Consider the following 13,592-nt stretch of genomic DNA (forward strand, 5'->3'; position numbering starts at 1 on the left):
CAGGCTCGCCTGCGCCCAGCCGGCACGCCGGAGTTACAGGATGTAGCGGCTCAGATCCGGATCCTGCACCAGCTCGCCCAGGTGCGTGTTGACGTAGGCGGCATCGACGACGACGCTCTGGCCGTCGCGATCCGGCGCCTCGAAGCTCAACGTATCGAGCAGGCGCTCGAGCACCGTGTGCAGGCGCCGCGCGCCGATGTTCTCCTGGCGCTCGTTGACCAGGAACGCGATCTCGGCGAGGCGGTCGATCGCATCCTCGGTGAAGCTCAGGGTCACGCCTTCGGTCAGCAGCAGCGCTTCGTACTGCTTGCTCAGCGCCGCCTTCGGCTCGGTGAGGATGCGGATGAAATCGTCCTTGGACAGCGCCGACAGTTCCACGCGGATCGGGAAGCGGCCCTGCAGCTCCGGGATCAGGTCGCTGGGCTTGGCCAGGTGGAACGCGCCCGACGCGATGAACAGGATATGGTCGGTCTTGACCGTGCCGTACTTGGTGCTGACGTTGGAGCCTTCGACCAGCGGCAGCAGGTCGCGCTGCACGCCTTCGCGCGACACGTCGCCGCCGGAGGACCCGGCCTCGCCGCGCTTGGCGACCTTGTCGATCTCGTCGATGAACACGATGCCGTGCTGCTCGCAGGCCTCGATCGCCGCGGCGCGCACGTCTTCCTCGTTGACCAGCTTGCCCGCCTCTTCCTCGATCAGCAGCGGCCGCGCCGCCTTGATCGTCAGCTTGCGCGACTGCGATTTGCTGCCGCCCAGGTTGGAGAACATCTGCCGCAGCTGCTGGCCCATTTCCTCCATGCCCGGCGGGGTCATGATGTCCATGCTGACGTTGACCGCCACGTCCAGCTCGATCTCGCGCTCGTCCAGTTCGCCGGCGCGCAGCATGCGCCGGAACTTGCTGCGGGTGTCGTTGTCCTGCGCCGAGGGCTCGTTGCGCGCGGCTTCCGGATCGAAGCCGATGCCGGCGCTGCGCCGCGGCAGCAGCGCGTCGAGGATGCGGTCTTCGGCGCGCTCCTCGGCCTGGGTGCGCACGCGGGTCTTGGCCTGTTCGCGGTACAGCTTGACCGCGGTGTCGGCCAGGTCGCGCACGATTTGCTCCACGTCCTTGCCGACGTAGCCGACCTCGGTGAAGCGGGTGGCCTCGACCTTGACGAACGGCGCATTGGCCAGCGTCGCCAGGCGCCGCGCGATCTCGGTCTTGCCAACGCCGGTGGGGCCGATCATCAGGATGTTCTTGGGCATCACTTCGTTGCGCAGCGCATCGGGCAGCTGCATGCGCCGCCAGCGGTTGCGCAGCGCGATCGCCACCGCGCGCTTGGCGTCGTGCTGGCCGACGATGTGGCGGTCCAGCTCCTGCACGATCTCGCGCGGGGTCATGGTTGAGGTGTCGGGATTGGGCATTGGGGGATTGGAGATTCGTAAGAGCGGAGTAGGAACGATCGAGGCGTGTCCGGGCACAGGGAGAGGAGCGCTTTTGCGAATCCCCAATCCCGACTCCCGAATCACAGCTCCTCGACCACCACGTTGCGATTGGTATAGATGCAGATGTCGCCGGCGATGTTCAGCGCCTCGACCGCGATGGTCCTGGCGTCCAGTTCGGTGTGGCCGAGCAGCGCGCGCGCCGCCGACAGCGCGTAGGAGCCGCCGGAGCCGATGGCGATGATGCCGTCCTCCGGCTCGATCACATCGCCGGTGCCGCTGATGATCAGCGAGGTTTCCCTGTCGGCCACCGCCAGCAGCGCCTCGAGCTTGCCCAGGCGGCGTTCGGTACGCCAGTCCTTGGCCAGTTCCACCGCCGCGCGGGTCAGCTGGCCGTGCTTTTCGAGCTTGGCCTCGAACAGTTCGAACAGGGTGAACGCATCGGCGGCGGCGCCGGCGAAGCCGGCCAGCACCTGGCCGTCGCGGCCGAGCCGGCGCACCTTGCGCGCATTGCCCTTCATCACGGTGTGGCCCAGCGTCACCTGGCCATCGCCGGCCACGGCGACGTGGCCGTTGCGGCGCACCGACAGGATCGTGGTGGCGTGGAAAACGTTGGGATTCTGACTGGGGTCCATGCGGCCTCCTGAGCGGTTCTTCAGGTGTGGGGGCAGGCGACGGCCCGTTCAAGCATCCGCTTGTCAGCCGTTGGCAATCTTGGCGTGGCTCGGACGCTGGGGCTCCGCTTCGGTGCCCCAGCACAGATACCGGTCCCCGCCCTGCATCTCGATCGGGTGCATGACCCGCCCCGAGCCGTTGCCGCAGGCCAGATCGTCCGCCGCGCAGTCGCGGTCGCAACCCCGGCAGATCCGCTCGGGATGCTTGGGCTGCAACGGAAAGGGTTTGGCCATCGTCCTGCCTGTTCGGCGCACTCCGGTGGGCAGTGTCCGCAGCGGCGGCGAGGCGCGCCTTGATCGAAGACAAACGCAGGCGAGCATCGGGCGCTCGTGGCGCGCCCGTTCAGGCGTCAGGACTTGCGCTTGGCGCGCGGATGCGCGGCGTCGTAGACCTTGGCCAGATGCTGGAAATCCAGGTGGGTGTAGATCTGCGTGGTGGCGATGTCGGCATGGCCGAGCAGCTCCTGCACGCCGCGCAGGTCGCCGGAGGATTCGAGGATGTGGCTGGCGAAGCTGTGCCGCAGCATGTGCGGGTGCACGTGCTTGAACAGGCCCTGGCGCCCGGCCAACTGCTTGATCCGGATCTGCACCGCACGCGCGCCGATCGGCGCGCCGCCACGGCCCGGGAACACCGGCGCCTCGGCCGCCGCCTTGGTTTCCGCCTGCCATTCCAGCAGCGCCTTGCGCGCGTGCGAGCCGACCGGCACCAGCCGCTGCTTGTTGCCCTTGCCGAGCACGCGGACCAGGCCGCTGGCGAAATCCAGGTCGCGCCAGCGCAGCGCGCACAGCTCGCTCAGGCGCAGCCCGGAGGAATAGAACAGCTCCAGCAGCGCGCGGTCGCGCAGGCCCAGCGGCACGTCGGTCGGCACTTCGACCAGGCGTACCGCCTCGTCCGCGTCCAGCACCTGCGGCAGCTTGCGCGGCGCCTTCGGCGCACGCAGCGCGGCGGCCGGACTGGCCGCGATCTGGCCGTGCTTGAGCAACCAGGCATAGAAACTGCGGCACGCCGACAGGCGCCGCTGCAGGCTCTTCGGCGACAGCCCGCGGCGGTGCTCGGCGGCGATGAAATGGCGCAGCTGCTCGGCGCCGAGCGCGACCAGTTCGCCGCCGGCATTGTCCGCCGCCCACGCCGCCAGCGCGGCGAGATCGCGGCGGTAGGCGTCCAGCGTATGCGCGGACATGCGCCGTTCGACCTGCAGATAGGCGAGGAAGCGGGACTCGGGACCCGGGACTCGGGACTCGGCTGCGTCGGCCGAAGTCTCGGCGCGCGCGTCGGCCCGCTTTTTCCGGGTCCCGAGTCCCGAGTCCCGCGTCCCGACCTTCATGCGAAGCGCTGCAGCGCCACCGTCAGCGACTCGCCCATCATGCGCAGGAACAAGGTGCCCATGCCGGGATAGAAGCGGTTCGGATCGCGGCTGCCGACCGCCAGCAGGCCCACGCCCGGCAGCGGCAACAGCGCGGTGGACTGCACGTCCTCGACGCGCTCGGCGTACAGCAGCGCCTGCTTCTCCGGCTGCAGGCGGCCGCAGATCGGCTCGCCGTCGCGCAGGCAGTCGCGGAACGGCGCCAGCCGCGGATCGTCCTGCGCCAGGATCTGCAGCCACGGCGCCGGCTCCAGCCCGGGCAGCGGCTGCAGCAGCACGATGCTGACCAGGTCGCCCTGGAAATCCTCCTGCAGCGAGGCGGCCATCGCGCGCACGCTGTCGGCGGCGCTGGTCTGCCGCATCAGCGCCAGGGTCAGCTGGTGAGTGCGCACCGCCAGACGCTCGTTGACTTGCGCATTGGCGGCCAACTCGGACAGGCGCCGCGACAGCTCGCGGTTCTTGTCGCGCAGCACTTCCAGCTGGTAGCTGGCCAGCGACGCGGTCGGGCCGTCGTCGCGCGGCACCACCAGGGTCAGCGCCAGGTCGGGGAACTGTTTCAGGAACGCGGGGTGGCGGCGCAGCCATGCGGCGATTTCGTGCGCGCCGATCTTGTCCTGGGTCTCGCTCATCGGATCCACTCCCCATCGAAAACGAATGCGGCCGGCCCGGACATCACCACCGGCGCCGCGTCGTGCGGCCAGCGGATGCGCAGCTCGCCGCCGGGCAGCACCACGCGCACGTCGCGGTCCACGCGGCCGCGCTGGATCAGCACCGCCGCGGCCGCGCAGGCGCCGCTGCCGCAGGCCAGGGTCTCGCCGACGCCGCGCTCGTACACGCGCAGGCGCACATGGCCGCGGTCGATCACCTGGGCGAAGCCGACATTGACCGAATCGGGAAACGACGCATGCTGCTGCAGCAACGGCCCCAGCCGTTCGAGCGGCGCCGCATCGACCAGGCCCACTTCCAGCACCGCGTGCGGATTGCCCATCGACACCGCACCGAAGCGCACGCTGCCGCCCTGCAGCGGCAGCACGTATTCCTCGCGCGCGCGCGGGAAGCCGATCAACGGCACCTCTTGCGGGGCGAAACGCGGCACCCCCATCGCCACTGCGAACTGGCCATCGGCACCGCGTTCGATGCGATGCGAGGCGAGCGGACTGTCGATGACGAACGGATCGCTGCCGGCGGCGCCGTCGCGCACCAGCCAGGCGGCGACGCAGCGCGCGCCGTTGCCGCACTGCCCGGCCAGGCTGCCATCGGTATTCCAGATGCGGTAGCTGGCCACCGCGTCCGCCGAGCGCGGCGCTTCGATGGTCAGCAGCTGGTCGCAGCCGATGCCGAAGTGGCGGTCGGCCAGGCGCACCGCCAGCGCGGCGTCCGGCGGCGGGGTGCCGTCGCGCAGGTCGAGCACGACGAAATCGTTGCCCGCGCCCTGCATCTTGGAAAAGCGCAGGCGCGCCGCGACGCTGGCCTCACTCATTCCCATCGGTGGGCGTGGTGCTGGTGGCGTCGGCCGGCTTCTGCTGGCCATCGACCGGCTGCGCCTGGCCGGCCGGATCGGTGCTGGCCGGCGGCGTCGCGTCGGGCGCGGCGGCCGGTGCGGCTTCCACCGGAACCGGCTTCTGCGGCATCACCAGCGGGCCCTTGTTGCCGCACCCGGACAGCGCCAGCAGGGCGGCGCCGAACAGGGCGATACGGATCGGATGACGGAACGATGTGCTCATGCGCCGAGTATAGCCAGAAGGGCATGAACCGGCTGTGCCGCCTGCCACGCTGCGGCCAGGCGCAGCCACGCCTGGGTCCATGCAGACGCGCGCTCCCGCTTCAATCGCGCGGCGGCGGCTCCGGGCGCAGCCACAGCCACAGCGCCACGCAGCTCATGCAGCCGATCGCCACGACCTGCACCCATGGCTTGTGCACGAACAGCAGCAACACCAGCGCACACACCGCCATGGTCAGCGTGGCCATCCACTTGCCGCGGCGGCTGACCGCGCCGTGCGCTTCCCAGTCGCGGATGCTGGCGCCGAAGCGCGGATCCTCCAGCAACCGCCGGCGCAGGCGCTCGGAGCCGCGCGAGGCGGCATAGGCCGAGATCAGCACGAACACCGTGGTCGGCAAGCCCGGCACGAAGATGCCGACGATGCCCGTGGCCAGGCTGACGTAGGCCAGCAGCCACCAGGCCCAGCGGAAACGGGAAGGAGGTTCCATCGGCGCATGATAAAGCCGCGGCCGGATGGCGATGCGGGAATAGGCCCTTGATGCCCGCCGCTTGCGCGGGCGAGTTCAGTCGCGAGGAGCGGAGCGCCGTGCTTGCCGGGCGTCATGCAGTCGGGGCTGAAGTCCCTCCCACAATGCACCCGGCCGGCACTCGGCGCGCCCTGCCCTTGTGGGAGCGACTTCAGTCGCGACGCGGAATCCGACAGTCATCGGCTTCGGAACCCGTCGCGGCTGAAGCCGCTCCCCACGCCTGCGCGCCGGGCTCTACATGCCCGCGCTGGTCGCCATGACCCACAATCCGGTCCTGCGGGCGCTGAAGCAGCGCATGCGCGAACGCGGCAAGGCCAGCAAGCAGATCATCTGCGCCGCCATGCGCAAGCTACTGCACATCGCCTACGGCGTGCTCACATCACGCCCCCCCTTCGATCCTCAAAAGGCCCTTGCCTGTTAGAGGGGAAGACGGTATCTACAGTGCACCCGGCCTGCTTCGTGCAGGAGCGGCGTCGGCCGCGACAGGGCGCCGCGCCGGTCCGCCTTAGTTCGTCGCCTTTTCCACGCCCAACTGGTCGAGCATGAACGCGTACGACTCGGCCTGCTCGCGGTAGCGGCGGAAACGCCCGGACTTGCCGCCGTGGCCGGCTTCCATGTTGACCCGGAACACGATCGGGCGGGTGCCGGTGTTGTCCTCGCGCAGCTTCGCCACCCATTTCGCCGGCTCCCAGTACTGCACCTGCGAATCCCACAGGCCGGTGCCGACGAACAGCGCCGGATACGCCTGGCGGGTGACGTTGTCGTACGGCGAATAGCCGAGCATGTAGTCGTAGTACTGCTTCTGCTCCGGATTGCCCCACTCGTCGTATTCGTTGGTGGTCAACGGAATGCTCGGGTCGAGCATGGTGGTGACCACGTCGACGAACGGCACCTGCGCCACCAGCACCCGGTAATCCTGCGGCGCCATGTTCGCCACCGCGCCCATCAGCAGCCCGCCGGCGCTGCCGCCGGCCGCGGCGACGCGGTCCGGCGCCGCATAGCCCAGCTTGACCAGGCCGCGGGTGACGTCGATGAAGTCGGTGAAGGTGTTCTTCTTGTTGAGCAGCTTGCCCTGGTCGTACCAGTCGCGGCCCATCTCCTGGCCGCCGCGGATGTGCGCGATGGCGTAGACCACGCCGCGGTCAAGCAGGCTGACCACCGGCAGGTTGAAGTTGGGATCGGTGGACATGCCGTAGCTGCCGTAGGCGTACTGGTACAGCGCCGCGGTGCCGTCCTTCTTGAAGCCCTTCTTGTACACCAGCGACACCGGCACCTTGACCCCGTCGCGCGCGGTCACCCACACGCGCTCGGTCTGGTACTTGCTCGCGTCGTAGCCGATCACCGGCTGCTGCTTGAGCAGCTTGCGCTCGCCGGTGCGGGTGTTGAGTTCGTAGGTGGTGGCCGGCGTGGTCAGCGAGGTGTAGCTGTAGCGCAGCCACGGCGTGTCCGGCTCGGGATTGACCGACAGGCCCATCGAGTACGCCGGCTCGTCGGCCTTGACGTAGTCCTCCTTGCCGTCGGCGAAGTGCAGGCGGATCCGCTCCAGGCCGTCGGAACGCTCGGCGATCGCGGTGAAGCCGTCGAACAGCTCGAAGCCGTCGATGAACACCTTCTCGTCGTAGGGCAGCCAGGCCTGCCACTGCGAGCGCTTGGTGGCGCCGTCGGGTGCGGTCATCAACGCGTAGTTCTTGGCCTTCCAGTTGGTGCGGATCACCCAGCGCCCGTCGAAATGGTCGGCGCTGTACTCGACGTCGCGCTCGCGCGGCGCCAGCACGGTGAAATGCTGCGGGTCGGCGGCCGGCGCGTAGCGCTGCTCGGAGGCCACCGTGCTTTCCACGCCGATGACGATGTACTTGTCGTCGCGGGTGCGGCCCACGCCCATGTAGAAGCTGTCGTCCTTCTCTTCGTAGACCAGCGCGTCCTGCGCGGCCGGCGTGCCCAGCACATGCTTCTTGACGCGCACGGTGAGCAGGGTTTCGGGGTCGTTCTCGACGTAGAACAGGGTCTTGTTGTCGTCGGCCCAGACCACCTCCGGCGACACGCCGGGCACGCGGTCGGGGTAGACCTCGCCGGTCTCCAGGTTCTTGAAGCGCACCACGTACTGGCGGCGGCCGACGTCGTCCTCGGTCCAGGCCAGCAGGCGGTTGTCCTGGCTGACCACCGCATCGCCCAGGCTGAAATAGCCCTTGCCTGCGGCCATCGCGTTGACGTCGAGCAGGATGTCCTCGGCCGCGTCCATGCTGCCCTTGCGCCGCGCATGCACCGGGTAGTCCTTGCCGCTCTCGAAGCGGGTGTAGTACCAGTAACCGCGCTCGCGGTACGGCACGCTGCTGTCGTCCTGCTTGATGCGGCCGACGATCTCCTTGTACAGCGTGTCCTCCAGCGGCTTGAGCGGCTTCAGCACCTGGTCGGCGTAGGCGTTCTCGGCGTTGAGATACGCCAGCATCTGCGGATGCTCGCGCTTGTCGTCGCGCAGCCAGTAATAGTCGTCCTGGCGGGTGGCGCCGAACGGCGCGGCGACCGTGTGCGGCTGTTTGGCCGGGTGCGGCGGGGTGGCATCGGTGGCGAGGGCGGAAGCGAAGGGCGCGGTCATGAGCAGCAGGAAGCTCGCTAGCAGGGAACGGTGGTGCATCAATGGGGCTCCGGCGGCAGTAACGCAACGAAGGACGCGCCGCCCGGGCCGGGAGGCGGCAGGCATGCGGCGCGGCGCCGCACGGTGCCGGCCGAGTCTCCGCGCAACGCCGCATCCTGGCAAGCGCGCGCAACGGTTTCGTGCGCCGCGCTCCTCTATCATCGGGCCATGAGCCCGCTTCCGACCGAACTCCGTACTGCGCCGCACGCGCTGCCCGCCTACAGCCAGCGCAGCCGCGACATCGAGCCGTTCCACGTGATGGCGCTGCTGGCCCGCGCCAACGAACTGCAACAGGCCGGCCACGACGTGATCCACCTGGAGATCGGCGAACCGGACTTCACCACCGCCGCGCCGATCGTCGCCGCCGGCCAGGCCGCCCTGGCCGCCGGCCATACCCGCTACACCGCCGCGCGCGGACTGCCAGCCCTGCGCGAGGCCTTGGCCGGCTTCTACCGGCAACGCCACGACGTGGACCTGGACCCGGCGCGGATCCTGATCACCCCCGGTGGTTCCGGCGCGCTGCTGCTGGCCAGCGCGCTGCTGGTGGATCCGGGCAAGCGCTGGCTGATGGCCGACCCCGGCTATCCGTGCAACCGGCATTTCCTGCGCCTGGTGGAAGGCGCGGCGCAGCTGGTGCCGGTCGGTCCGGACAGCCGCTACCAGTTGACCCCGGCCTTGCTGGATGCGCACTGGAACGCCGACAGCGTCGGCGCGCTGGTGGCCTCGCCGGCCAACCCGACCGGCACCGTGCTGGACCGCGCCGAACTGGCCGCGCTGGCGCAGGCGCTGCGCGCGCGCGGCGGCCACCTGGTGGTCGACGAGATCTACCACGGCCTCAGCTACGGCACCGACGCGCCCAGCGTGCTCGAGGTCGACGACAGCGCCTACGTGCTCAACAGCTTCTCCAAGTACTTCGGCATGACCGGCTGGCGCCTGGGCTGGCTGGTGGCGCCGCGCGCGGCGGTGGCGTCGCTGGAGAAGCTGGCGCAGAACCTGTACATCAGCGCCTCGAGCATCGCCCAGCATGCGGCGCTGGCCTGTTTCCTGCCGGAAACCCTGCAGATCCTGGAAGCGCGCCGCGCCGAATTCGGCCAGCGCCGCGACTACCTGCTGCCGGCGCTGCGCGCGCTTGGCTTGCGCATCGAAGTGGAACCGCAGGGCGCGTTCTACCTGTACGCCGACGTGAGCGCGTTCACCGACGACGCGCAGGCGTTCTGCGCGCATTTCCTGGAAACCGAGCACGTGGCGTTCACCCCGGGCGTGGACTTCGGCCAGCACCGCGCGCGCCAGCATGTGCGCATCGCCTATACGCAGAGCCTGCCGCGGTTGCAGGAAGCGGTGGCGCGGATCGCGCGCGGGCTGGTGCGCTGGTCGCGCTGACGCGAGCGCTAGGGCCTGTCATCAATTTAGCAAAATGACCGAGGCGATCCAGTAGATCGCGCCGAGGAAGTTGCAGGCTGTCTTGTCGTAGCGGGTGGCAATGGCCCGGTACTGCTTGAGTCTGGCGAAGAAGTTCTCGATCAGGTGTCGATCCCTGTACAACACCCGGTCGTAGTCACGCTGCACCTTGCGTGTTGGATGGGAGGGGATGACGATCTGCGTCTCCTGTCGCCGCATCGGCTCGATGACCCGTGCGCTGGCGTCGTAGGCTCGATCAGCGAGCAAGGCGCCGACCGACAATCGCGGCAACAAGGCATCTGCACCTTCCAGATCCGAGGCCTGGCCTGCGGTCAGATGAAATGCCACCGGATTGCCCAGCGCATCGACCACCGCGTGGATCTTGCTGCTCAGTCCGCCGCGGCTGCGTCCGATGGCCTGCGGCTCCCCCCTTTTGCCCCGGCGCTGTGCTGATGCGCCCGGACGATGGTGCTGTCGATCATCGCGTATTCGTTGTCCGCGTCTTCTGACAGGGCCTGGAACACCCGTTGCCAGACGCCTGACCGGCTCCAGCGGGTATGTCGTAGGTGGATGACGCGGAAATCACCGAAGCGCTCAGGCAGGTCCCGCCAGGGAATGCCGGCGCGGTAGCGGTACAGCACGGCTTCGACGAACAGTCGATTGTCCTTGGCGGTCACACCGACATGGCCGGCTCGGCCGGGAAGCAGATCGCGGATGCGATCCCACTGATCGTCTCGAAGGGCGTAGCGACGTCTCATTGCAGGGCGATGCGGGAGGGGGCGACAAGCATCGCCTATCTCAGCAAATGATGACAAGCCCTAGCCGCTCAGTCGCCGCATCCCACCTGGTCGAAGAACTGCCGCGCGCTGGCTTCGCGCCGATCCGGTGGCGTGCGGTACCACAGCAGTTCGCGCAACTCCGGCACCAGGAAGTGCGCGGGCGCATCGCCGCCGCGCCGCGGCACCCGATCCAGCAAGGTGTAGTCGGCGTCGGTGCCGATGTACTCGGCCTCGCCGAGCGGACGCGCACCGCCGTCGGGATCCGGCGCCTGCCAAGCCGGCAGGGTCGGATCGGTGGTCGAGGCCAGCAGTTGGCGCCCGTCGCTGCCGCCATCGGCAGGCAGGAACCAATACGCGCGGCCGCTGCGCGCCGATTGCAGGCGCAATGCCAAATGCGCTGGCCAGGCCGGGCCGGACGCCACCGCGACGAAGCGCGCGGTGAGCGCCGGATCGTCGCGCAACGCATAGCGCGCGCGCTCCACCGTGCAGTGGCTGGCCGCGAGGGCCAGCGCCAGATTCAGCAGCATCGCGTTTTCTCTTCGTGCCACCACAAGACGAAGGTCCGCTTCCGTGCCCGGAAGCGGACCGCAGCGATCACTTGGCCAGCCGCTCCCACAGGAACCCATACGCCAGCGCCTGCATGTGCGCGGCCTGCGCGTTGTTGGCCGCACCGCCGTGGCCGCCTTCGGTGTTCTCGTAGTAGCTCACGTCCTTGCCGGCGTCGATCATCTTCGCCGCCATCTTGCGCGCATGCCCCGGGTGCACCCGGTCGTCGCGGGTGGAGGTCAGGAAGATCACCGGCGGATAGGTCTTCTTCGGGTCGAACAGGTGGTACGGCGAGAAGGTCTGGATGTAGGTCCAGTCGTCGGTGTCCGGATTGCCGTACTCGGCCATCCACGAGGCGCCGGCCAGCAGGTGGCTGTAGCGCTTCATGTCCAGCAGCGGCACCTGCACCACCACCGCGCCGAAAAGCTGCGGGTACTGCACCAGCATGTTGCCGGCCATCAGCCCGCCGTTGCTGCCGCCCTGCACGCCCAGGTGCCTGGCCGAGGTGATCCTGCGCGCGGCCAGGTCCTGCGCCACCGCGGCCATGTCCTCGTAGGCCTTGTGCCGGTTCTGCTTCAGCGCCGCCTGGTGCCAGCGCGGGCCGTACTCGCCGCCGCCGCGGATATTGGCCAGCGCGTACACGCCGCCCTGGTCGAGCCAGGCGCGGCCGAGGCCGCCGGAATAGAACGGGGTCATCGAGACCTCGAAGCCGCCGTAGGCGTACAGCAGGGTCGGATGGCTGCCGTCCAGCTTGAGCTGCTTCGGCCGGACCAGGAAGTACGGGACCTTGGTGCCGTCCTTGGACACGGCGAAGTGCTGCTCGATCGCGTCCTTGGACGCATCGAAGAAGCTCGGCATCGCCTTCAGCGTCTCGATGCTCTGCGGGCCGCGCTGCACGTCGGCCAGCATCAGCGTGGTCGGGGTCAGGAAATCGGTGGAGGTCAGCCACACCTGGTCGTTCTCGTCGGCATCGACCGCATCCACGCTGGTGCTGCCGAAGGCCAGGTCGCCGACCGGGAACGGCGTGCGCGTCCACTCGCCCCCGCCTTCGCCCGGGGTCAGCACCCACAGCCGGCTCTTGACGTTGTCGAGCACGTTCAGCACCAGGTGCGACCTGGTCCACGCGAACGAGGCCAGCGACGCGGTCTCGGTCGGAGCGAACAGCACCTGGAACGCGCGCTTGCCGGCCATGAAGTCGTCGAACTTGGCGACCAGCAGCGCACCGGCCGGATAGGTGGTGCCGTCCACGGTCCACGGATCGCGCAATTCCAGGGTCAGCCATTGCCGGTGCACGCGCTTGTTGGCCGAGTTGGGCGCCTCGATCTTGCGCAGGCGGCCATCGGCGCCCCGCAGGTACAGCTCGTCGTTGTAGAACGCCAGCGTGCGGCTGACGAAATCGCGCTCGTAGCCGGGCGTGTCGTCGTGCATCGCGGCGATGTACATGTCTTCCGGCTTGCCTTCGTAGACCAGGCTCGCGCTCTGCAGCGGGGTGCCGCGCTTCCACTGCTTGACCACGCGCGGATAGCCGGAGCTGGTCAGCGAGCCGGCGCCGAAATCGGTGTAGAGGTAGACGGTGTCGGCATCGATCCAGCCCAGGCCACCCTTGGCCTCGGGACGGAAGAAGCCGTCCTTGACCCACTGCTTGCTGCCCAGGTCGAACTCGCGGGTGACGTCGGCGTCGGCGCCGCCGCGCGACAGCGCGATCAGGCAGCGGCGGTAGTCCGGGCGCAGGCAATCGGCGCCGTGCCATACCCAGTTCTCGCCCTCGGCCTTGTTCAGCGCATCCAGGTCCAGCACCGTCTCCCACGTCGGCTCGGGCTTGCGGTACTCCTCCAGGGTGGTGCGCCGCCACAGCCCGCGCTCGTGCTCGCGGTCCTTCCACAGGTTGTAGTAGTACGGGCCGATCTTCTGCACCGCCGGGATCTTCGCGTCCGAGTCCAGCACCTCGCGGATGCCGGCCTCGCGCGCCTGGAAGCCCGGCTGCGCGGTCAGCCGCGCCTCGGTCCTGGCGTTCTGCGCCTTGACCCAGTCCAGCGGCTTGGCGCCGGTGACGTCTTCGAGCCAGGCATAGGGATCTTGGGGCATTGCGGTTTCCTTGGCCGCGGCGGTGCCGGAGACGATCAGTCCGGCGAGCAGGCAGGCATGGGCAAGAGAGGGCATGGGACAGGTCCAGGAGAGCAGCCCCGAACCGTAGCATGCAGGGCCGCGGCCCTCCCCTGCCGAAGGTCAGGCCGCGCGGGTGAGCCGCCAGGCCGGCGCATGCCGCCGGCGCCGCGCCTGCACCCGGGGCCGCACCCGCGCCAGGATCCGCCGCAGCGGCCGCAGCGGCAGCGGGAAGCGGTGCAGCGCCCACCACGCGCTCAGCGGCATGCCCAGCAGCCACAGCGGCCGCCAGCCCAGCCATTCGCTGTGGCCGCGCGCCGCCGGCCACACCAGCACCAGGGCCAGGCCGGCGAGCAGCGCCTGCCGCACCAGGCGGCGCAGCGCGGGGTGCGGCGCGTGGGCGGGGCGGGACGAACGGGCGATCGGCATG

The 13,592-nt window shown here is 69.3% G+C and carries 14 protein-coding genes and 1 pseudogene; 2 read left to right on the forward strand and 13 right to left on the reverse strand.

Features of this window, described 5'->3' with window-relative positions:
- Positions 1-33 precede the first annotated feature (33 nt).
- The 8 genes from hslU to NRY95_18640 all read right to left on the reverse strand — a co-directional run bounded on the left by hslU (position 34) and on the right by NRY95_18640 (position 5,665).
- Complete coding sequence (gene hslU / locus NRY95_18605) at positions 34-1,401, reverse strand: ATP-dependent protease ATPase subunit HslU (protein UYC15688.1); 1,368 nt, start codon at positions 1,399-1,401, stop codon at positions 34-36.
- A gap of 101 nt (positions 1,402-1,502) precedes the next feature.
- The gene (gene hslV / locus NRY95_18610) at positions 1,503-2,054 is read right to left on the reverse strand and encodes an ATP-dependent protease subunit HslV (protein ID UYC15689.1); all 552 of its coding nucleotides are present in this window, start codon (positions 2,052-2,054) and stop codon (positions 1,503-1,505) included.
- A gap of 63 nt (positions 2,055-2,117) precedes the next feature.
- Entirely contained in the window at positions 2,118-2,327 is a 210-nt protein-coding gene (locus tag NRY95_18615) for a DUF3079 domain-containing protein (GenBank protein ID UYC15690.1), read from the reverse strand.
- A 116-nt stretch (positions 2,328-2,443) separates the two neighbouring features.
- Positions 2,444-3,274 (reverse strand): tyrosine recombinase XerC, encoded by an 831-nt coding sequence (gene xerC, locus NRY95_18620; protein ID UYC15691.1) that lies wholly within the window; start codon positions 3,272-3,274, stop codon positions 2,444-2,446.
- Positions 3,275-3,414: 140 nt separating this feature from the next.
- A complete protein-coding gene (locus NRY95_18625; protein ID UYC15692.1) occupies positions 3,415-4,086 on the reverse strand; it encodes a DUF484 family protein in 672 nt (223 codons plus the stop codon).
- Complete coding sequence (gene dapF, locus NRY95_18630; protein ID UYC15693.1) at positions 4,083-4,937, reverse strand: diaminopimelate epimerase; 855 nt, start codon at positions 4,935-4,937, stop codon at positions 4,083-4,085. The genes NRY95_18625 and dapF overlap by 4 nt, the downstream gene beginning before the upstream one ends.
- Positions 4,930-5,181 carry a lipoprotein gene (locus NRY95_18635; protein ID UYC15694.1) on the reverse strand — a complete coding sequence of 84 codons (252 nt, stop codon included), beginning with the start codon at positions 5,179-5,181 and terminating at the stop codon, positions 4,930-4,932. Before NRY95_18635 ends, dapF begins: the two co-directional genes overlap by 8 nt.
- Before the next feature lie 100 nt (positions 5,182-5,281).
- Positions 5,282-5,665 carry a YbaN family protein gene (locus NRY95_18640; protein ID UYC15695.1) on the reverse strand — a complete coding sequence of 128 codons (384 nt, stop codon included), beginning with the start codon at positions 5,663-5,665 and terminating at the stop codon, positions 5,282-5,284.
- Between the two features lie 274 nt (positions 5,666-5,939).
- Between NRY95_18640 and NRY95_18645 the strand changes: the two are divergent.
- Positions 5,940-6,125: pseudogene (locus NRY95_18645) on the forward strand (IS110 family transposase).
- Positions 6,126-6,209: 84 nt separating this feature from the next.
- On the opposite strand, the gene NRY95_18650 reads toward NRY95_18645, so the two are convergent.
- Positions 6,210-8,297: a S9 family peptidase gene (locus NRY95_18650; protein UYC18633.1), complete on the reverse strand. Its 2,088-nt coding sequence runs from the start codon at positions 8,295-8,297 to the stop codon at positions 6,210-6,212.
- A gap of 207 nt (positions 8,298-8,504) precedes the next feature.
- Between NRY95_18650 and NRY95_18655 the strand changes: the two genes are divergently transcribed.
- Positions 8,505-9,716, forward strand: a complete 1,212-nt coding sequence (locus tag NRY95_18655) for a pyridoxal phosphate-dependent aminotransferase (GenBank protein UYC15696.1) — start codon at positions 8,505-8,507, stop codon at positions 9,714-9,716.
- 21 nt (positions 9,717-9,737) lie between these two features.
- Here NRY95_18655 and NRY95_18660 read toward each other — a convergent pair.
- The 4 genes from NRY95_18660 to NRY95_18675 all read right to left on the reverse strand — a co-directional run bounded on the left by NRY95_18660 (position 9,738) and on the right by NRY95_18675 (position 13,591).
- Positions 9,738-10,492 (reverse strand): IS5 family transposase gene (locus tag NRY95_18660; protein UYC15697.1). Its coding sequence is split into 2 segments (ribosomal slippage): positions 9,738-10,165 and positions 10,165-10,492, totalling 756 coding nucleotides; the frame shifts between segments, so codons are not numbered across the junction.
- 68 nt (positions 10,493-10,560) lie between these two features.
- On the reverse strand, positions 10,561-11,040 hold the full coding sequence (locus NRY95_18665; GenBank protein ID UYC15698.1) for a hypothetical protein: 480 nt from the start codon (positions 11,038-11,040) through the stop codon (positions 10,561-10,563).
- 67 nt (positions 11,041-11,107) lie between these two features.
- On the reverse strand, positions 11,108-13,219 hold the full coding sequence (locus tag NRY95_18670) for a prolyl oligopeptidase family serine peptidase (protein UYC15699.1): 2,112 nt from the start codon (positions 13,217-13,219) through the stop codon (positions 11,108-11,110).
- Positions 13,220-13,285: 66 nt separating this feature from the next.
- The gene (locus NRY95_18675) at positions 13,286-13,591 is read right to left on the reverse strand and encodes a hypothetical protein (protein ID UYC15700.1); all 306 of its coding nucleotides are present in this window, start codon (positions 13,589-13,591) and stop codon (positions 13,286-13,288) included.
- Between the last annotated feature and the right edge of the window lies 1 nt (position 13,592).

This window comes from Xanthomonas campestris pv. phormiicola (assembly GCA_025666215.1).
Classification (GTDB): Bacteria; Pseudomonadota; Gammaproteobacteria; order Xanthomonadales; family Xanthomonadaceae; genus Xanthomonas_A; species Xanthomonas_A campestris_A.